General features: G+C 69.0%; 16 protein-coding genes. 4 read left to right on the forward strand and 12 right to left on the reverse strand.

All coding sequences use genetic code 11. The features are described from left to right. Together D7V77_RS30005 and D7V77_RS30010 are read right to left on the reverse strand one after the other, a co-directional pair. Positions 1 to 1006 (reverse strand): serine/threonine-protein kinase (locus D7V77_RS30005; RefSeq protein ID WP_233597335.1); only part of this gene is annotated, 1006 nt, incomplete at its 3' end. A 61-nt stretch (positions 1007 to 1067) separates the two neighbouring features. Next, a complete protein-coding gene (locus D7V77_RS30010; RefSeq protein ID WP_120579723.1) occupies positions 1068 to 1913 on the reverse strand; it encodes an NAD(+)/NADH kinase in 846 nt (281 codons plus the stop codon). A 121-nt stretch (positions 1914 to 2034) separates the two neighbouring features. Here D7V77_RS30010 and D7V77_RS30015 point away from each other — a divergent pair, with 121 nt between their 5' ends. Then, entirely contained in the window at positions 2035 to 3372 is a 1338-nt protein-coding gene (locus D7V77_RS30015; RefSeq protein ID WP_120579724.1) for a replication-associated recombination protein A, read from the forward strand. Between the two features lie 27 nt (positions 3373 to 3399). On the opposite strand, the gene D7V77_RS30020 is transcribed toward D7V77_RS30015, so the two are convergent. The 3 genes from D7V77_RS30020 to D7V77_RS30030 all read right to left on the reverse strand — a co-directional run bounded on the left by D7V77_RS30020 (position 3400) and on the right by D7V77_RS30030 (position 7567). Further along, positions 3400 to 4872 (reverse strand): sigma-54 dependent transcriptional regulator, encoded by a 1473-nt coding sequence (locus D7V77_RS30020; protein ID WP_120579725.1) that lies wholly within the window; start codon positions 4870 to 4872, stop codon positions 3400 to 3402. Next, on the reverse strand, positions 4869 to 6449 hold the full coding sequence (locus tag D7V77_RS30025) for an ATP-binding protein (RefSeq protein ID WP_120579726.1): 1581 nt from the start codon (positions 6447 to 6449) through the stop codon (positions 4869 to 4871). Before D7V77_RS30025 ends, D7V77_RS30020 begins: the two co-directional genes overlap by 4 nt. Before the next feature lie 167 nt (positions 6450 to 6616). Then, positions 6617 to 7567, reverse strand: coding sequence for a diguanylate cyclase (locus tag D7V77_RS30030; RefSeq protein WP_120579727.1), 951 nt, complete (start codon positions 7565 to 7567; stop codon positions 6617 to 6619). Positions 7568 to 7704: 137 nt separating this feature from the next. On the opposite strand from D7V77_RS30030, the gene D7V77_RS30035 reads away from it, so the two are divergent. Then, positions 7705 to 8493 carry a glycosyltransferase family 2 protein gene (locus tag D7V77_RS30035; protein WP_120579734.1) on the forward strand — a complete coding sequence of 263 codons (789 nt, stop codon included), beginning with the start codon at positions 7705 to 7707 and terminating at the stop codon, positions 8491 to 8493. Positions 8494 to 8500: 7 nt separating this feature from the next. Further along, positions 8501 to 9337 (forward strand): ChbG/HpnK family deacetylase, encoded by an 837-nt coding sequence (locus tag D7V77_RS30040; RefSeq protein WP_120579728.1) that lies wholly within the window; start codon positions 8501 to 8503, stop codon positions 9335 to 9337. 69 nt (positions 9338 to 9406) lie between these two features. Here the strand turns inward: D7V77_RS30040 and D7V77_RS30045 are convergent, their stop codons facing one another. From D7V77_RS30045 to hemE, 5 genes are all read right to left on the reverse strand, one after another. Further along, the gene (locus D7V77_RS30045; RefSeq protein WP_120579729.1) at positions 9407 to 10066 is read right to left on the reverse strand and encodes a bifunctional 2-polyprenyl-6-hydroxyphenol methylase/3-demethylubiquinol 3-O-methyltransferase UbiG; all 660 of its coding nucleotides are present in this window, start codon (positions 10064 to 10066) and stop codon (positions 9407 to 9409) included. A 58-nt stretch (positions 10067 to 10124) separates the two neighbouring features. Beyond that, positions 10125 to 11264 (reverse strand): mannosyltransferase family protein, encoded by a 1140-nt coding sequence (locus tag D7V77_RS30050; protein WP_233597336.1) that lies wholly within the window; start codon positions 11262 to 11264, stop codon positions 10125 to 10127. 95 nt (positions 11265 to 11359) lie between these two features. Then, on the reverse strand, positions 11360 to 13597 hold the full coding sequence (gene fadJ / locus D7V77_RS30055) for a fatty acid oxidation complex subunit alpha FadJ (RefSeq protein WP_120579730.1): 2238 nt from the start codon (positions 13595 to 13597) through the stop codon (positions 11360 to 11362). Next, positions 13597 to 14898, reverse strand: a complete 1302-nt coding sequence (fadI, locus tag D7V77_RS30060; protein ID WP_120579731.1) for an acetyl-CoA C-acyltransferase FadI — start codon at positions 14896 to 14898, stop codon at positions 13597 to 13599. The genes fadJ and fadI overlap by 1 nt, the downstream gene beginning before the upstream one ends. Before the next feature lie 117 nt (positions 14899 to 15015). After that, positions 15016 to 16059 carry a uroporphyrinogen decarboxylase gene (gene hemE, locus D7V77_RS30065; protein ID WP_120563822.1) on the reverse strand — a complete coding sequence of 348 codons (1044 nt, stop codon included), beginning with the start codon at positions 16057 to 16059 and terminating at the stop codon, positions 15016 to 15018. A 328-nt stretch (positions 16060 to 16387) separates the two neighbouring features. On the opposite strand from hemE, the gene D7V77_RS30070 reads away from it, so the two are divergent. Next, positions 16388 to 16774 carry a hypothetical protein gene (locus D7V77_RS30070; RefSeq protein ID WP_120579732.1) on the forward strand — a complete coding sequence of 129 codons (387 nt, stop codon included), beginning with the start codon at positions 16388 to 16390 and terminating at the stop codon, positions 16772 to 16774. A gap of 4 nt (positions 16775 to 16778) precedes the next feature. On the opposite strand, the gene D7V77_RS30075 is transcribed toward D7V77_RS30070, so the two are convergent. Further along, positions 16779 to 17408: a carboxypeptidase-like regulatory domain-containing protein gene (locus tag D7V77_RS30075; RefSeq protein WP_120579733.1), complete on the reverse strand. Its 630-nt coding sequence runs from the start codon at positions 17406 to 17408 to the stop codon at positions 16779 to 16781. Then, positions 17408 to 17620 (reverse strand): hypothetical protein, encoded by a 213-nt coding sequence (locus D7V77_RS30080; RefSeq protein ID WP_199733913.1) that lies wholly within the window; start codon positions 17618 to 17620, stop codon positions 17408 to 17410. Before D7V77_RS30080 ends, D7V77_RS30075 begins: the two co-directional genes overlap by 1 nt. Between the last annotated feature and the right edge of the window lie 133 nt (positions 17621 to 17753).

Consider the following 17753-nt stretch of genomic DNA (forward strand, 5'->3'; position numbering starts at 1 on the left):
CCCCCGTCCACACCGCCACCTGACGCAGGAAGGACTCCGGAATCCGCGGCGGCTGGCCCGCGAGCTTCAGCTCCTCCTCGAACAGCCAGCCCATCAGGTGGCGCAGCGTGGACGCGGGGAACAGTGGCGCCCGGTACGCGAGCCACTCCGCCAACGCGCGCTGGAAGTCCTCCGCGCTCGTGAAGCGATCATCCCGCCTCAGCGCCAACGCCCGCGTCACCAGCGCCCCCAGCGACGGATCCAGGTCCGGCACGTGCGCGTGCGGGGGCGTCAGGTCGCCCGTGGCGATGCGCTCCATCACCGCGACCTGGTCTCCCTCCGCGGGCCTGCGACCGGTGAGCAGTTCGAAGAGCACCACGCCGGCCGTGTACACGTCCGAGCGCGCGTCCAACGCCTCCGCTCGCGTCTGCTCCGGTGACAGGTAGAGGAACTTGCCGCGCACCACGCCCGCGTCCGTGTCCTGCCGCCCGGCCCACTGCGCCTTCGCGATGCCGAAGTCGGTGAGCTTCACCTCGCCCTCGTAGCTCACCAGGACGTTGTCCGGGGACACGTCGCGGTGCACCAGCCCCAGCGAGCGGCCCTCCTCGTCGCGGCGCGTGTGCGCGTGGTGCAGGCCCTTGCAGACCTCCACCATCAGCTGCACGGCCAGCGGCGCCGGCAGGTGCGCCATCCCCTTCAGCTTCAGGCGCTTGAGCACCTTGGACAGGGGCTGCCCGTCCACCCACTCCATGGCGAGGAAGTACTCCCCCTCCTCCTGCCCGAAGTCGAAGACCTGGACGATGTTGCCGTGCGACAGCCCCATGGAGATGCGCGCTTCGTTGAGGAACATCCGCACGAAGGCGGGGTCCAGCGCGTACGGGTCCCTCACTCGCTTGATGACCACGGACCGGGACACGCCCTCCGCCACGGTGTAGCGCGCGCGGTGCACCACGGCCATGCCACCCGCGCCCAGGCGCTCCTGCAACTCGTACTTGCCGAAACGCGTCCTGTGCCCACCCGTCGTCACGGGCCGGACGCTACCCCACCGCTCCCCCCCGAGGGGAGCCCCACCCGAAGGGCCCGGAGGCTCAGCGCTCGCCCCAGTGGAGCTTCTGCCGGAGGATGGTGAAGAAGGCCACGCGCGGGTTGCGCACCAGGCCCACGCGGTTGGGCGAGCGCACCACTTCAATGCAGTCCCCGCCCTGGAGCGAGTGGCCCGTCTGCCCGTCCAGCGTGAGGTACGTGTCCGCTGTCTCGCTCTTCAGCGTCACGCGAATGGTGCGGTCCGCCGGCACCACGATGGCCCGCTGGGTCAGCGCATGGGAGCAGATGGGCGACAGGATGGTGCAGTCCACCGAGGGGTGCACGATGGGGCCGCCCGCGGACAGCGAGTACGCCGTGGAGCCGGTGGGCGTGGCCAGGATGACGCCGTCCGACTTGTACGTGGTGATGGGCACCCCGTCGATGGACGTCTCGTGGTCCGCGATGCGCGCGAGCGCGCCCTTGTTGATGACCACGTCGTTGAGGATTTCGTCCTCGATGAGGACCTTGCCACCGCGCAACAGGCGGCAGGACAGCTTCATCCGTGAGTCCACGTGGAAGTTCCCCGCCAGCACGTCATCCAGCCGGATGAAGAGCTCCTCCACGGAGATTTCCGTCATGAAGCCCAGGCTGCCCAGGTTGACGCCGATGATGGGCACGTTGCGTCCGCCCAACAGGCGCGCCGCGTAGATGAGCGTGCCGTCACCGCCCAGCACCACCACCAGGTCCGCTCGGGCCGCCAGCTCGCGGTCTTCAATTCGTGGCCAGTTCAGCGCATGCGCCAGGGCACGGTCCGCCAGCACCGTCAGGTTCGGGTGGCGCTGCTGGATTTCCGCCGCCAGGGCGACGGCCTGTGGGGTGTCACGCTTCGCGACGATGACGAGGGTCTGCACGCCCCCCGGGTTCTAGTCCAGCCGGCCAGCCGGCCTCCGCAGGAAAATGACGCACCTGCCCGGCGCTGGACATCACAAGGGGGCGCGGCAGGGCGGCCGGGACGCTAGGTTTGGGGGCCCCATGGACCTCTTCGACCACGCCAGCCAGAAGGAACAGGCCGTCCTGGCGCCGCTCGCCGAGCGCATGCGCCCCACCTCGCTCAGCGAGTACCTGGGACAGGAGCACCTCACCGGTGAGGGCCGCTTCCTGCGCCGCGCGCTGGAGAGCGACCAGGTGCCCAGCCTCATCCTCTGGGGCCCGCCCGGCACCGGCAAGACGACGCTCGCCCAGCTCGTCGCGCGCTCCACCGGCGCCTCCTTCGAGACCATGTCCGCCGTGCTCGCGGGCGTGAAGGACATCCGCGAGACGGTGGCCCGCGCGCAGGACCGCTGGAAGCTGAACCGCCAGCGCACGCTGCTCTTCATCGACGAAATCCACCGCTTCAACAAGTCGCAGCAGGACGCGCTCCTGCCCCACGTGGAGAAGGGCACCGTCACGCTGATTGGCGCCACCACGGAGAACCCGTCCTTCGAGGTGAACGCCGCGCTCCTGTCGCGCTGCCGCGTCATCACCCTGCGCGGGCTGGAGCAGGAGGAGCTCATCGCCGTCATGCGCCACGCCGTCGCGGACCCTCGGGGGCTGGGCGGCAAGGTGGCCGTGGACGACGCGGCGCTGGAGTTCATCGCGGACGCGGCGGGCGGCGACGCGCGCAAGGCCCTCACCGCGCTGGAGGCTGCGGCGGCGTACGGCCGCACGGCGGTGGACCGCAAGGTGGCGGAGGAGGCGCTCCAGCAGAAGATGCTGCTCTACGACAAGGGCGGCGAGGAGCACTACAACGTCGTCAGCGCGTTCATCAAATCCATGCGCGGCAGCGACGTGGACGCCGCGCTGTACTGGATGACGCGCATGCTGGAGGCGGGCGAGGACCCCGTCTTCATCTTCCGCCGCATGGTCATCTTCGCGTCGGAAGACGTGGGCAACGCGGACCCGCGCGCGCTGGGCGTGGCGGTGGACGCGCTGAGGGCCTTCCAGCTCATGGGCCTGCCGGAGGGCACCCTGCCCCTCACCCAGGCCGTGACGTACCTGGCGCTCGCGCCCAAGTCGAACGCCGTCATCGCCGCGTACGCGGCCGTGCGCGAGGCCGTGACGAAGGAAGGCGCGCTGCCAGTGCCCATGCACCTGCGCAACGCGCCCACCAAGCTGATGAAGTCGCTGGGCTACGGCGGCGGGTACAAGTACCCGCACAACTTCGAGGGCAACTACGTCCCGGAGGACTACCTGCCCGAAGCGCTGCGCTCCCGCTGCTTCTACACCCCGACGCGCAACGGCTTCGAGGCGGAGCTGTCCGAGCGCTACGAAACCATCCAACAGCAACTCGCCGCACGTCGCAGCGAGCGCGAGCCCGGGGAGGACGGCTGAAGCGCCGTCACTCCCCGAAGGGCCCCGTCAGGACACCGCTTCCAGGACGGGGCCCGGACCGCTGTCCGAGTCCGGGCCCTTGGGCGAGCGCGGCTTCATGCTGCGGCCGGCCACTTCGTACTGCTTGAGCAGACGGCGGAAGTTGGAGCGGTCCACGCCGGCCGCGCGCGCCGCGCTGGACACGTTGTGGTTGTTCTTCTCCAGCAGCGCGGACAGATAGCGGCGCTCGAAGGCGCGCATGGCCAGACGCTTGGCCTGGGCGTACGGCAGGTGCGCCAGGCTGAACACCTCCACCGCCGAGTCGGCCTGGGGCGCGGCCTGGAAGCCGGGCGGCAGGTCCTCCACGTCGATGGCGTCGTTGGCCGTCAGCACCACCGCGCGCTCGATGACGTTCTCCAGCTCGCGCACGTTGCCCGTCCACCGGTTGCAGGTGAGGGCCTCCATGGCGCGGGGGCTGATGCCGGTGACCTTCTTGTCCGCCTTGCCGGTGTAGACCTTGAGGAAGTGGTGCGCGAGCAGCGGCACGTCCTCCGGGCGGTCGCGCAGGGGCGGCAGGTCGATGGTGATGACGTTGAGGCGATAGAAGAGGTCCTCGCGGAACTTGCCCTGCTCCTTCGCGCGGGACAGGTCCACGTGCGTGGCGGCGATGACGCGCACGTCCACCTTCACGGGCTCGTTGGCGCCCACGCGCTTGACCTCACCCTCCTGCAGGACGCGCAAGAGGCGCACCTGGGTGGCCGGGGGCACGTCGCCAATTTCATCCAGGAAGATGGTGCCGCCGTCGGCCGCCTCGAAGAGGCCCTTCTTGTTGCCGGTGGCGCCGGTGAAGCTGCCCTTCACGTGGCCGAAGAGCTCGCTTTCCAGCAGCGTCTCCGTCAGCGCGGAACAGTTGACGGCCACGAAGGGCTTGTCGCGGCGCGCGCTGCGGTAGTGGATGGCGCGGGCGACCAGCTCCTTGCCCGTGCCGCTCTCACCCTGGATGAGCACCGTGGCGGTGGAGTGGCTGACCGTCTCCACCAGCTTGAACACGGCGCGCATCTGCGAGGACTGACCGATGAGGTCCTCGAACTGGCTGCGCGCGGTGAGCGCCTCCTCCAGCGCGCGGGTGCGGTCCTTCAGCGCCTTGCGCTCGGCGGCCTTGGCGACCGTGAGGCTGACCTCGTCGATGTTCTCGAAGGGCTTGGTGAGGTAGTCGTACGCGCCCGCCTTCACCGCCTCCACCGCCGTCTCCACGGTGGCGAAGGCCGTCATCATGATGACCTCCACGTCCGGGCGGTCCGCCTTGATGGCGCGCAGCAGGTCCATGCCGGACAGGTGCGGCATCTTGATGTCGAGCACGACCACGTCGATGGACGGATCCTTCGCCGCCGCGAGCCCCTCCACCGCGTCGTCGATGGCGACGACCGGGTGTCCTTCCCGCTGGAGGATCTGGGTGACGGCCTTGAGGACGACGGAGTCGTCATCCACAACGAGGACCTTGGCGCGCTTGACTTGGTTCACGGCAACCTCTCGAGCTGCAGGGGAATAGGCAGGTAGACGATGAAGCGGGAGCCCTGACCCACGTGGGTGTCCACGTGGAAGGTGCCCCCGTGGTCCTGGACGATGCGATAGGCGATGGACAACCCCAGGCCGGTGCCCTCGCCGGGCGGCTTGGTGGTGAAGGACGGCTCGAAGATGCGCGGCAGGTGACGCTCTTCGATGCCCGAGCCGGTGTCCCTTACCGCGAAGAACGTCCGGTCGCCCTCGCGCCCCGTCTCCAGGGACAGGCGCCCGTCGGCATTGGGAAGCGCTTGCAGGCCGTTCTGCAGCAGGTTGAGCACCACCTGCGCGAGCGTGCCGGGGTCGCCGTACACCTTGGGCAGCCCGTCCTTCAGGCCCAGCTTCAGCTCCACCTTGGGCATGGACTTGAGCTGCGCGCGGAAGAGCACCGCGGCATCCTCCACGCACTTGGACAAATCAAAGAGGCGGCGGTCCTCCACGCGGCTGTGCCGGCTGAACTTCAGCAGGCTCTCCACGATGCGCTTGCAGCGCAGCGCGCTCTCTTCAATCAGCTTCAGCGACTCCAGGTCGCTCTCGCTGCGGCCCGCGTCGCGGGACATCAGCTGCGCGAAGGCGAGGATGCCGCCCAGCGGGTTGTTGATTTCGTGCGCCACGCCGCCCGCGAGCTGGCCCACCGCGGCCATCTTCTCCGTCTCGATGAGCCGGCGCGTCATGGCCTGCTCTTCCGTGACGTCGCGGTAGGTGCACACCGCGCGGTCGTCACCGGCGAAGGGATACGCGGCCACCACGTAGCTGCGCCCGCCCTGCTGCACTTCCCCGCGCGCGCCCTTGCCTGTCTCCATGGCGGAGGGCAGCGGGCAGCCCGTGCACGGCGTGTCCCGGCCGAAGAGGTACTGGTGGCAGGGGACGTCGGAAGGCACTTCTTCGATGGAGCGGCGGGCCACCTGCGCGTAGGCCACGTTGGCCCGGCGCACCGCGAAGTCCCGCGCGCGCACCACCGCGAGCGGCGTCTCCATGCAGTCGAAGGACAGCTCCCACTCGCGCTTGGCCGTGGAGAGCAGGCGCGTGCGCAGCGCGACGCGCTCCTCCAGGTCCGCGTTGAGGTGCTTGAGCTCCGCGTTCTGCTCCTGGGTGACGCGGTAGAGCCGGTCGTTCTCCGCGTGGAGCGCGTACTGCTCGAAGGCGCTCTTCACCGTGAGGACCAGGTGGCTGTCGTTCCAGGGCTTGGAGATGAAGCGGAAGATTTCGGAGCGGTTGATGGCCTCTTCGATGGCCTGCTGATCCGCCTGCCCCGTGAGCATGATGCGCTGGGCGCGCGGCGCCTGGAGCTTCACCTGGGTGAGGAACTCCACCCCGTTCATCCCCGGCATGCGGAAGTCGGAGATGACGACCTCCGGCTGGAAGCGCTCCAGCGTGCGCAGACCCGTTTCGGCGTCCGTCGCCGTCTCGATGTCCCACTCACCCCGGCGCAGCACCCGCCGGATGGACTTGAGGATGTTCTCCTCGTCGTCCACGAGCAGCAGCCGGCCGCGAGCGACCGGGTCCTGCGCCTGCGCTTGAGCTCCGAGGGTTCCCATGGACTTTCCGGGAATAGACATTTGCAATGGCCTTGCCAAACCGGAGATTTGGATAAACCCCGGCAATCACGTCCTTTTTCAGTGACATGACAAAAAGGGGCAAGGTCATCATAGACCCATGGAACCCAATGGGGTCAAACCCGACTCAGGGTTTTTGACCCTCTGGGTCAGCCAGCGCGGGAGGGCGGCGCGGAAAACAGGGGCGCGGGAGGGTGCAGGCAGATGCGGTCGCGACCCTCCCGCTTGGCGCGGTAGAGGGCCTCGTCCGCGGTGAGCAGCAGCTGCTCCGGGGCGAGGATGGCGCGGTGGGGGAAGCTGGAGACGCCCAGGGACGCGGTGACGCGCAGGGCACCCTCCGGCCCGGCGTGCAACTCGTTGATTCCCTTACGGATTCTCTCCGCCACGGTGAGGGCGCCGGGCAGGTGGGTGCAGGGCAGGAGGATGGCGAACTCCTCTCCTCCATAGCGGGCCACCAGGTCCGTCTCACGGACGCTGTGCTGGAGGGAGGCTGCCACCTCTCTCAGGACGCGGTCTCCGGCGCCGTGGCCGTGGGCGTCGTTGATGTTCTTGAAGTGGTCCAGGTCCACCAGGATGAGAGAGAGGCTCTCGTCGTAGCGCTGCGAGCGGCGGAACTCCTCGCGCAGGCGCTCCTGGAAGTAACGATGGTTGTGCACCTGGGTCAGGCCGTCCGTCACCGCCAGGCGCCGCAGTTCCTCGACCTGGGAGTGAAGTGACCTCAACCGGGAGTGCGCTTCCAGGCTCCGGTAGAGCCTCAAACGCAGCTCTTCGTCGTCCCATGGGGTCAGAATTACCTCAGCCCCCCTGCGCAGCGCGGCCAGGCGCAAGGCCCGGTCTTCCGGGGGAGCCAGGACCACCACGGCGGGTTGGGGCCCCGGTTGCGGTGGGGAGAGGGCCTCCAGGAGGCCCTGAGCCTGGGCCTCGTCGAGGCCGCCGGAGCAGAGCAAGACGCCGTCTACCTCCTGGGTCAGCCCGAGCGCCTCCGGCCCGGAGCGGGCCACACGGAGCGCGAAGTCCTCCGGGCCGAGCGCGCGCACCAGCTGAGGCAGCAGTGCCTGTGAATCGTCCACGACCAGAAGCGTGTAGGGCTGGGTTTTCACCGTGTCCCCGTAAAATGATGACTAGGCGGTACTATAGGGGTTTCCCACGAGAAGGGCCAAGGGGTTTGCCTGCGGGTAGGGGCTCTGCTAGCGAGCGCGCGTTTCCTTCCGGACGGAACGCGCGCGACATGACGACCGTGGCCAAGTACCCGAGCATCAGCCTCTTCTTCCCCGCTTGGAACGAAGAGGACTACGTGGAGCGCGCGGTGAGCCGCGCACTGGAAGTGCTACCGAAGCTCACCGACGACTTCGAAATCATCGTCGTCAATGACGCCTCCACGGACCGGACCCAGGAGGTCTGCGACGCGCTGGCTGCGAAGGTGCCTCAGCTAAGGGTCATCACCCACCCCGTGAACCTGAAGCTGGGCGGAGCGATGCGCACGGGGCTGGCGGCGAGCACGAAGGACCTGGTGCTGTACTCGGACATCGACCTGCCGTGGGACATGCGCGAGTTGGAGCGGGCGCTGCACCTGATGAACTACCTGGAGGCGGACATGATCTGCGCCTTCCGGTTCGACCGCACGAGCGAGGGCGCGAAGCGCATCGTGTACTCGTTCGTCTACAACGTGCTCATCCGGGCGCTGTTCGACATCCAGATCAAGGACGTGAACTTCAGCTTCAAGCTGATGCGCCGCCAGGTGCTGGAGTCGATGGAGCTCCGGAGCCAGGGCTCGTTCATCGACGCGGAGCTGGTGGTGAAGGCCATCCGCAAGGGCTTCCGCGTGTTCCAGATGGGCGTGGACTACTTCCCGCGCACGCGCGGCATCTCCACGCTGGCGTCGCCGTCGGTCATCTTGAAGATGGTGAAGGAGCTGGTGGCGCTGTACCCGGAGACGCGCTCGCCGTCGCCGCCGACCAAGCCGGTGCGCCTGCCTCCGTCCGTGCAGCCATTGCGTTCGGTGCCGGGCCACGCGGGGCGTGGGTAGGCCGCACATGGCGTCGCGCACCCGCCTCATCGTCAACGCGGACGACCTGGGCCTGCATCCGTCGCTGGACGCGGGCATCCTCAAGGCGCACCGCGAGGGCATCGTGACCAGCGCGACGCTGCTGGCCATGGGGCCCTCCGCCGCGGAGGCCGTGGGATTGGCGAAGGCGCAAGGGCTGGCGGTGGGCGTGCACCTGGCGCTGTCCACGCGGCTTCCCTGCGCGGCCCCCGCTGAGGCCGTGCGGACGGTGGCGCCGGGCGGGCGGCTGCGGGGCAGCTGGGCGGAGTTCGCGAAGGCGTGGGTGACGGGGCGGGTACGGAGAGAAGAGCTGGAGCGGGAGCTGTCCGCGCAGCTTGCCCGCGCTCGGGAGCTGGGCGCGAAGGTGGACCACCTGGACGGGCACCAGCACCTGCACCTACTGCCGGGGGTGCGGTCGGTGGTAGAGGGCATTGCCGCTCGGGAGGGCCTGCCGCTGCGGTGGCCGGATGCGCTGCCGCGCGCGTCGTGGCTTCGGGCTCCCGGGCCGGCGGTGAAGACGACGGTGCTCGCGGTGCTGGCGCGGACGGCTCCTCGGGCCCGGCCGGGCGTGCGGCGGGTGAGCGCGGGGGGCGTATTCGAGGCGGGCCGGCTGGATGAGTCCGCGCTGCTCTCGGTGCTGGACTCGCTGCCGGCGGGAGACTTCGAGCTGGGGTGCCACCCCGGTGAGGGCGCTCCGCATGTGCCGGAGGATCCGGCGTGGACCTATGGCTGGGAGGCGGAGCTGGCCGCGCTCACCAGTCCCCGCGTGAAGGCGAAGCTCGTGGAGCGGGGCATCACGCTGGCGAACTACGGCGAGCTGGGCTGACGAGCCGCGGAAACCTGTCCGACTGTCGGACAGGCTTGGAGGTGGCCCGCCACGCACGCGTGGGCTTCTTCAGCGGGCCTCGGCGTCGTAGAGCAGGTGCGGCGTCGTGTAGCCCGCGCCCAGGCCCACGACTTCACGCACCTCGAAGCCTGCGTCGCGCAGGAGCCGCACGCCGTCGACTCGCGGCTTGAGCACCATGCCGCCGCTGGCCTTGGTGCGCCCCAGGAGCGAGACCATCACCCACTCCTGCGCGAGCGCCTTCGCGTGCTTCCAGGAGCGGTCGCCTTCGACTTCCTTCAGGAGGAAGCGGCCGCCGGGCTTGAGCAGGCCGCGCACGGACTGGAGGAAGCCGGGCCACCGCTCGTCGGGCAGCAGGTACAGCACGTCGCAGACCACCACGGCGTCGAGGCTGTGCGGCTGCGTCCTCGCGAGCTCTTCCACGGAGCCCACGTCCAGCGTCACGTTGGGCAGCCCCGACAGGGCCTGCTTCGCCCAGTGCACCTTGCGCTCGTCCAGGTCCACTCCGAGGACCCGTCGCTCCGGCACCGCGAGCGCCATCACCGCGGACAGGAGGCCGTGCCCGCAGCCGATGTCCGCCACCGTCCCGGCGGGCAGACGCGACGCCACCGCGAGCAAGGGAGCCGAGGACGCCCGCGCGTGCACGTGGAAGCGCTCGCCCGAGGGTAGGTGCGCATAGAGCTCCAGCGCCTGGGACATGAGCCCGCTCATGACGCGGCCTCCGCGCTCGGGGCCGCGGCTCGCGCCAGCGCTCGTCCCATCCGTCCGCTCATGACACGTACTCCGCCGCTCCGAAGGCCGCCGTCAGCGCCAGCATCACGCAGGCGCTCGTTGCGAGCACTCCCCACCTCGTGCGCGGCCGTTCCTTGAGCAGCAGCGCCAACGTGAGGAACAGCGGGAAGGCGGCCAGCAGGTAGCGCCCCATTCCCATGAAGTCCTTGCTGGACAGTGCGGGCAATCCCACGATGGCCAGCGCGTACACGCCATAGCCCCACCCCAACCGCTTCACCGTGGGCCACACCAGTGCGAGCGCCCCCACCGTGACGGCCGCGTGCCCCATCAGCCTGAAGCCGTCCGACAGCGACATCTCCCGGCTGAAGCCCTGGAACCAGCGCAGCTTCGCCCACGTGCGCCAGCCCGGCTTCTGGTCCCACCCCGGCGCGGACTGCACCTTCACGAACGCGAACGGTTCGCCGAACGCCTTCCACTGGTAGAGCACGTACAGCACGAAGCCCGCCGCCGCGAACACCGGCAGCAGGTCCATCAGGCTCCACTTCTGGCCGCGCTCGTGCTTCCACTCCAGCCGCCGCGCCAGCAGGCCCACCACCAGCGCGGGCGCCACCGGCCGCGCCGCCGTGGCCACCGCCGCGAGCAGCACCGCCCACCCCAGCTGCCCCCGCTCCAACAGCAGGAACGCTCCGATGATCAGCAGGAGGAACAGCGCGTCCGAATACATGGCCCCGTAGAGGAAGAACGCGAACGGATAGAACGCCAGCAGCAGCCCCGCGTTCCTCGCCGCCTCTTCATCCGCCCGCGTGCGCGCCCACAGCGTGAAGACGTACAGCGCGCCCAGGCCGCACAGCATGGTGACGAGCACGCCCGCGAGGAACGTGTCCATGGACAGCAGGCCCAGTCCGCGCAGCACCAGGGGATACAGCGGGAAGAACGCCACCGGGCTCTGCTGGCCGGGCGTGTAGCTGTAGCCCGCCGTCGCGATGTGCGCGTACCAACCGGCGTCGAAGTGCGTCCAGCCCAGGAGGATGGGAGCCCCCGGCCACGTCAGCCGCGCGGGGCTGTAGCCCTGCGGGAACACCATCGCGGACACCGCTACCAACGCGGTGCACACCGCCAGGGCCGCGAGCCCGGCGGTCAGAACAACACGAGGAGCGGAACGGACCATGTAGGGCATGCCCCTTGGTCCAGAACCGCCCCTCGCGTCAAGTCAGGCCCGGAAACAGGGAGAAAACCGTTTGAGGTCCCCTCACCGCCCGGTGCGTCACGTGCTCAGGACTCGTAGAAGCCCTTGTTGGCGCGCACCTTCTCCACCAGCAGCGGCGCGGGCGTGAAGCGCTCGCCGTACTTGTCCTGGTAGTGCTCCAGCTTGCGCAGCAGGTTGGCCGGGCCCAGGGCGTCCGCGTACCGGAACGGGCCGCCCAGGAACGGCGGGAAGCCCAGGCCGAAGATGGCGCCCACGTCGCCGTCGCGCGGGCTGCGCAGGATGCCTTCACCCAGGCAGCGGATGGCCTCGTTCACCATCTGCAGTGCGACGCGTTCCGCCATCTCCGCGGGGTCCAGGGACTTGCGGTCCTTGCCGTGCGGCAAGAGCAGGTAGACCTGCGGGTCCACCTCCTTCTTCTTCCCGTTCTCGTACAGGTAGAAGCCCTTGTTCGTCTTGCGGCCCAGGCGACCGTCGGACACCACGCCCGCCAGCGCCTTGGGCGCCACCATGCGCTTGCCGAACGCGGCCTCCATGATGGGCCCCACCTTCTGGGCCACGTCGATGCCCACCTCGTCCAAGAGCGTGATGGGCCCCACCGGGAAGCCGAAGTCCACCAGCGCCTTGTCCAGCTGGACGATGTCCGCGCCTTCCGCCAGCAGGTACGCCGCCTCGTTCATGTACGGCGCGAGGATGCGCGACGTATAGAAGCCCGGCCCGTCGTTGACGACGATGACCGTCTTGCCCTGCTTCTTGCCCACGTCCACGCAGGTCGCCGTCACCCACTCCGCGGTACCCGGGTGCGTGATGATCTCCAGCAGCGGCATTTTGTGGACCGGGCTGAAGTAGTGCATGCCAATCACCTGCGAGGGGCGCTTGCTGCCCTTCGCCAGCTCGCCAATGGGCAGGCTGGAGGTGTTGGACGCAAAGATGGTGTTCTCGCCGGTGACGGCCTCCACCTCCGCGATGACCTGGTGCTTGAGCTTCAGGTCCTCGAAGACGGCTTCGATGATCAGGTCCACCGACTTGAAGCCGCTGTAGTCCGTGCCCGCGGTGATGTTGGACAGCTTCGCGTTCGACTCGAGCCGCGTGAGCGAGCGGCGCTTCACGCGCTCATCCAGCACCGTCTGCACCTGCTTGAGCGCGCGACCCGCGCCCGCGTCGTCCCGGTCCTTCACGCGCACGGGCACGCCCTGGAGCACGCCAGCCACGTAGGCGATGCCACCGCCCATGAGGCCGCCGCCCAGCACGCCCACCTTCTTCACCTCGCGCGGCTTCAGGTTGGGGTTGGAGGTGCCGTTCTCCTTCTTCAGCGCCGTGGTGGCGAAGAAGATTTCCACCAGGCGCCGCGACACGTCCGTGAACACCAGCTCGCCAAAGGCCTTCGCTTCCGCCTCCAGGCCCGCCTTGCGGCCGGACTCCAGGCCCACGCGGATGACCTGCAGCGCCTTCTCCTGCGCGGGGTACTTGCCGCGCGTCTTCTTCAGGAGCTGCTTCTTCGCCTGGTCGAACATCACCTTGCGGCCGAGCGGGTTGTCCTCCAGCGCCGCTTCCTTCCAGAGGTCCTTGTTGATGAGCCCCTGGAAGAGACCGGCGATGCCCTTCTTCTTGCCGCTCTGGGCCACGGCCTTGAAGCCCTGGTGCGAGCGCTCCACCTTCAGCGTGCCCGCGGCCAGCTCCGCCGCGCGCTTGAGCGCGAGATCCTTGAGCATGGGCACCGGCACGACTTCATCCACGAGGCCCAGCTTCTTCGCCTTGGACGGCTTGACGTTCTTGCCGGTGAGGATGAGGTCCAGCGCGGCCTCCGCGCCAATCAGCGCGGGCAGCCGCTGCGTGCCGCCTGCCCCGGGGATGAGGCCCAGCTGCGTCTCCGGCAGGCCCACCACCGACTTGGGGCTGTCCGTGACGATGCGGTAGTGACACGCGAGCGCCCACTCCAGGCCGCCGCCCAGGCACGCGCCGTGGATGGCCGCGACCACGGGCTTGGAGAAGGCCTCCAGCCGGTCGAACTCCGCGTGCGCGGCGCGGCTGATGGCCTCCACGTCCGCCGGGGACTTGATGGTCTGGAGGAAGTCGATGTTCGCGCCAGCGACGAAGTTGTCCTTCTTGCCGGAGATGAAGACGACGGCCTTCACCTCCGGGTCCCGCTCCGCCTGAAGGAGCAGGTCGGAGAACGCGGCGCCCACGTCCGGGGACAGCGTGTTCACCGGCGCGCCCGGCTGGTCCACGGTGATGACCGCGACGCCGTTCGTGACGTCGTAGCTCAAGCCCTGCTTCGCTTCGACTGCCTCTTGCTTGGTCGCCATCACGCACGCTCCAGGATGACCGCGGCGCCCAGGCCACCCGCGGCGCAGACGGTGCACAACACCGTGTTCTTGTTCCGACGCTTCAGCTCATTCAGGGCCTGCGTGATGATGCGCGCGCCCGTGGCACCGAACGGGTGCCCGATGGAGATGGAGCCGCCCGTCACGTTCAGGATGGACCGGTCCACCTCGCCCACCGGCGCGTTGAAGCCCGCCTTCTTCGCGAACTCCTTGGACGCCAGCGCCTGGAGGTTGCTCGCCACCTGCGCGGCGAAGGCCTCGTGCATCTCCACCAGGTCGATGTCCCCAAGCTTCATCCCCGCGCGCTTGAGCGCCACGGGCGCCGCGTACGCCGGGCCCTGGAGCAGCTGGTCGCCCGGGTCGGTGGCGGCAAAGGCGTGCGAGCGCAGGAAGCCCAGCGGCTCGTAGCCCAGCGCCTTCGCCTTCTCCTCGCTCATGAGCAGCAGCGCCGCGGCGCCGTCCGTCAGCGGGGACGCGTTGCCTGCGGTGACGCTGCCATAGCGGCGGTCGAACACCGGCTTGAGCTTGGAGAGCGCCTCCAGGCTGGTGTCCTCGCGCACGATGTTGTCCTTCGTGGCGGTCTGCTCGTACCTGGGCGGCACGGTGACGTGCATCACCTCACCGTCGAACAGGCCCTCCTTCCACGCGCGGGCCGCGTTCTGGTGCGAGTTGAACGCGATGAGGTCCTGCTCCTCGCGGGTGATGCCGTTCTCCTTGGCCATCTTCTCCGCGCTCTCGCCCATGGTCTCGCCGGTGGAGTACTCGGCGATGGCGGGGGGCACGGGGATGAGGTCCTTGGCCTTGAGCTTCTGGAAGGGCTTGAGCTTGTCCGGCAGGCTCTTGCCCTTGGACGACGCGGCCAGCGCGTGCGCCAGCGGGCGGCTGGTGAAGATGGGCGCGTCCGACAGGGACTCGGTGCCGCCGGTGATGACGACGTCCGCGTCCCCCAGCGCGATGGCGTTGGCGCCCGCCACCATGGACTGGATGGACGTGGCGCAGGCGCGCGCCACCGTGAAGGCGTCAATGCGCTTGGGCAGGCCCGCCGCCAGCACCACTTCGCGCGCGATGGACGGCGCGGTCAGCGTGGGGATGACCTGTCCGAAGACGACCTGGTTGATTTCGTTGGGGTCCAGGTCGCTGCGCTGCACCAGCTCCTGGACCACCATCCGGCCCAGGTCCAGCGCCGTCAGGTTCGCGAAGACGGTGCCCGCCTTCGCGAACGGCGTCCGCAGACCGCGAACGATGGCCACCCGCCGGTGGCCGTTGCGCTTCTCGCTTGCCATGTGTGCCTCACCCTCTGTGAAACGAGTGAGGCGCTTCTAACGGCGGGCAATGCACCGCGTCAATGTCGGATTGATTCTTGAGTCAACTGCTCGCCAGTCGGCCGGGCGGGGGATTGTTCAGCCGAGCGTGCCCTGGCGGAGGGCGGCGCCGTGCTTGTGGACGGCCTCCACGAGGAACTTCGCGGCGTCCGGGTCGGTGGGCGGGAGGATGCCGTGGCCCAGGTTGAAGATGTGCCCGGTGGGGCCGGCGCGGCGGAGGATGTCCTTCACGCGACCGTCCAGCTCTTCACGGGGGAGGAAGAGGTGGAGCGGATCCAGGTTGCCCTGGGTGGCGACGTCCGGCCCGAGGATGCGGCGGCCCTCGTCCACGGGGCAGCGCCAGTCCAGGCCGATGACGTCCGCGCCGGTGCGCTTCAGGAGCGGCAGGTGCGGCGTCATGTTCACGCCGAAGAGGATGACGGGGACGCCGGTGGCCTTGAGCTCCGTCACCATCTCGGTGAGGTACGGGAGGCTGAAGCGTTCGAAGTCCCAGGGGGACAGCTCGCCGCCCCAGGAGTCGAAGATTTGAACAATCTTCGCGCCGGCCTCCACCTGCATCTTGAGGTACGGGATGAGGGTGTCGGTGAGCTTCCGGAAGAGGCGGTGGGCGACTTCGGGCTGCTCGAAGAGCAGGCGCTTGATCTGGATGTAGCTCTTGGAGCCGCCGCCCTCGACCATGTACGCGGCCAGGGTGAAGGGCGCGCCCGCGAAGCCGATGACGGGCACGGAGTCGTTGATGGCCTTGCGCGTGCGGCGGATGGCCTCGGCGACGAAGCCGGTGCCTTCCACGGGGTCGGGGACGCCGAGCTTGTCGATGTCCGCGGGCGTGCGCAGCGGGTTGGGGAAGTGGGGGCCCTTGTCGCCCAGCTCCAGGTGGATGCCCATGGCCTCCACGGGGATGAGGATGTCGGAGAAGATGATGGCCGCGTCCACGCCCAGGCGGGTGATGGGCTGGACGGTCACTTCCGCGGCCAGGTCCGGGTTCTTGCAGAGGTCCAGGAACGCGATGTTGCCGCGGATGGCGCGGTACTCGGGCAGGTAGCGGCCCGCCTGACGCATCAGCCACACGGGGGTGGTGTCGGTGGGCTGGCGGCGCGCCGTGCGCAGGAGTCGGTCGTTCACGTCATCACCTTCGTGGGGCGAGAGGGAGGCAGGGACTTCACGGACCGGGGTGTACCCTATCTTCATGACCCGGTTGAACCGCTACGTTCCGAGCCTGCTCGCGCTCGCATGCATGGCCTGCGCTGCGGGGCGGACGGCTGCTCCTGCCCGGCCGCAGTGGCCGCTGCCTCAGGAGCTGGTCCGCTGGGAGCCGGCTCCCGGGGTGAGCGTCGTGGCGCCTCGGGTGTCTCCTGGGGAACCGGAATCGCCTCGCGCAGGGCCGTATGCCAGGTGCTGGCACTACAAGGCCGGCGACGACCTCCTCCTCAAATTTGATGAGCCCCGACCCTTGCTCGGCGTCCACTGCTCGTGGAGCCACACGGACTCGGGCAGGCATTTCCATTTTGACTGGAGCACCGATGTCTACGCTCCCGAAGCCTCGCCCGAAGACAAGCGCGAGCAACTCCGGATGGCGCTGATCCAGCGCTATGGCGTCCCAGAGAACGAGCTCACCCGGCTACCCGCGCCCTGGTACGGATGGGAGTGGCGCATGGTCGGCGCAGAGTGGATTGGCCCGCCCGAGGAGATGCCGGACGGCATCGGAGAAAGACTCTGCGATCGTTGGCTCGTCGCGGGGACAAGCCTTGTCTTCCTTCAGGTCGTTTCCCCCGAGGACGACCCGTTCCCCGAGGGCGAAGCCTTCCTCGGCTCGATTCGGGTCACTGACCTGAAGTGACGATTCAGCCGCCGTCCCGTCCGCCGCCGTGGTCGTCGCTGCCGCCGTCGTCGTCCCCACCGTCATCGTCATCCGCGGGCAGCGTGATGGGCTGAACACGCTCCTCGCCCTCACGGACGCAGACCTCCGTCTCCACGTCCTCCAGGTCGTCGGCCTTGACCTCCAGCGAGTAGCAGCCCGCGGGCAGCGGCCCCAGGCGGACCTCGCCGCTGCTCGTGTCCACCTTCGCGCGGTCTTCTCCCGTGCCTCGCAGCTCCACCTCGACGTCGGGAGGGATGGCGCCCTGCTCGTCGCGCACCCGCACGGTGAGGAAGGCCCCGGGCTTCCCCTGGATGTCACCCACGTCGGTGACCCTTGCACCCTGCGCCAACACGGGCGTCCTCGCCGCCTGCGTACGTGAGGCGACCACGTACAGCTCCAGCGGCACCGCTGGCACGCCGTCCAGTTCGAAGCGGCCGTCCGCGGCCACCGTCGCGCGCAGCTCCGAATGGCCCAGCACGCTGACACGCGCCACGCCGGACTCCGCGCCCAGCACGCGGCCTCGCACGGTGCCCGTGCGCAGGTCTCCGTTGTCGAAACCGCCACAGCCCACGAGCGCCAACACCAGCGCTCCGCCGCATGTCCTGGCTCGCATCAGAAGCGGTACCCTCCGGCCAGCATCAGGCATCCAAAGCCCACCGTTCGCGTCTGCCCGTCCACCGGGACGTAGGCCCACAACGCCTGTGCGCGCGCCTCCACCATCCACACCGGGCTGAAGCGGAACGACAGTGCGGCCATCCATCCCGGCCAGGCCGTGACGTACTGCTCGTTCCGGTCCAGCAGCTCCAACTGGAAGGAGCGCTGCAACCACAGTCCTGCTTCTTCAGCGGGTGGTTGATGAAGATGGTGGAGCCCACGAGCGCCTTGTCGCCCGTCACCTGCGGCTCGTCGTAGGTGATGGAGTCCAGGTTCTTGAAGTTCTCGCGCACCTTGGGGAAGG

The sequence above is a fragment of the Corallococcus sp. CA041A genome (assembly GCF_003612075.1).
Lineage (GTDB): Bacteria > Myxococcota > Myxococcia > Myxococcales > Myxococcaceae > Corallococcus > Corallococcus exiguus.

What these genes read in the sequence shown, in the direction of transcription:
- D7V77_RS30045 (WP_120579729.1), bottom strand. Translation starts at nt 10,066, where the DNA reads ATGAGCGGGCTCATGTCCCAGGCGCTGGAGCTCTATGCGCACCTACCC.
- D7V77_RS30025 (WP_120579726.1), bottom strand. Translation starts at nt 6,449, where the DNA reads ATGGGAACCCTCGGAGCTCAAGCGCAGGCGCAGGACCCGGTCGCTCGC.
- D7V77_RS30050 (WP_233597336.1), bottom strand. Translation starts at nt 11,264, where the DNA reads ATGCCCTACATGGTCCGTTCCGCTCCTCGTGTTGTTCTGACCGCCGGG.
- D7V77_RS30015 (WP_120579724.1), top strand. Translation starts at nt 2,035, where the DNA reads ATGGACCTCTTCGACCACGCCAGCCAGAAGGAACAGGCCGTCCTGGCG.
- fadI (WP_120579731.1), bottom strand. Translation starts at nt 14,898, where the DNA reads ATGGCAAGCGAGAAGCGCAACGGCCACCGGCGGGTGGCCATCGTTCGC.
- D7V77_RS30075 (WP_120579733.1), bottom strand. Translation starts at nt 17,408, where the DNA reads ATGCGAGCCAGGACATGCGGCGGAGCGCTGGTGTTGGCGCTCGTGGGC.
- fadJ (WP_120579730.1), bottom strand. Translation starts at nt 13,597, where the DNA reads ATGGCGACCAAGCAAGAGGCAGTCGAAGCGAAGCAGGGCTTGAGCTAC.
- D7V77_RS30040 (WP_120579728.1), top strand. Translation starts at nt 8,501, where the DNA reads ATGGCGTCGCGCACCCGCCTCATCGTCAACGCGGACGACCTGGGCCTG.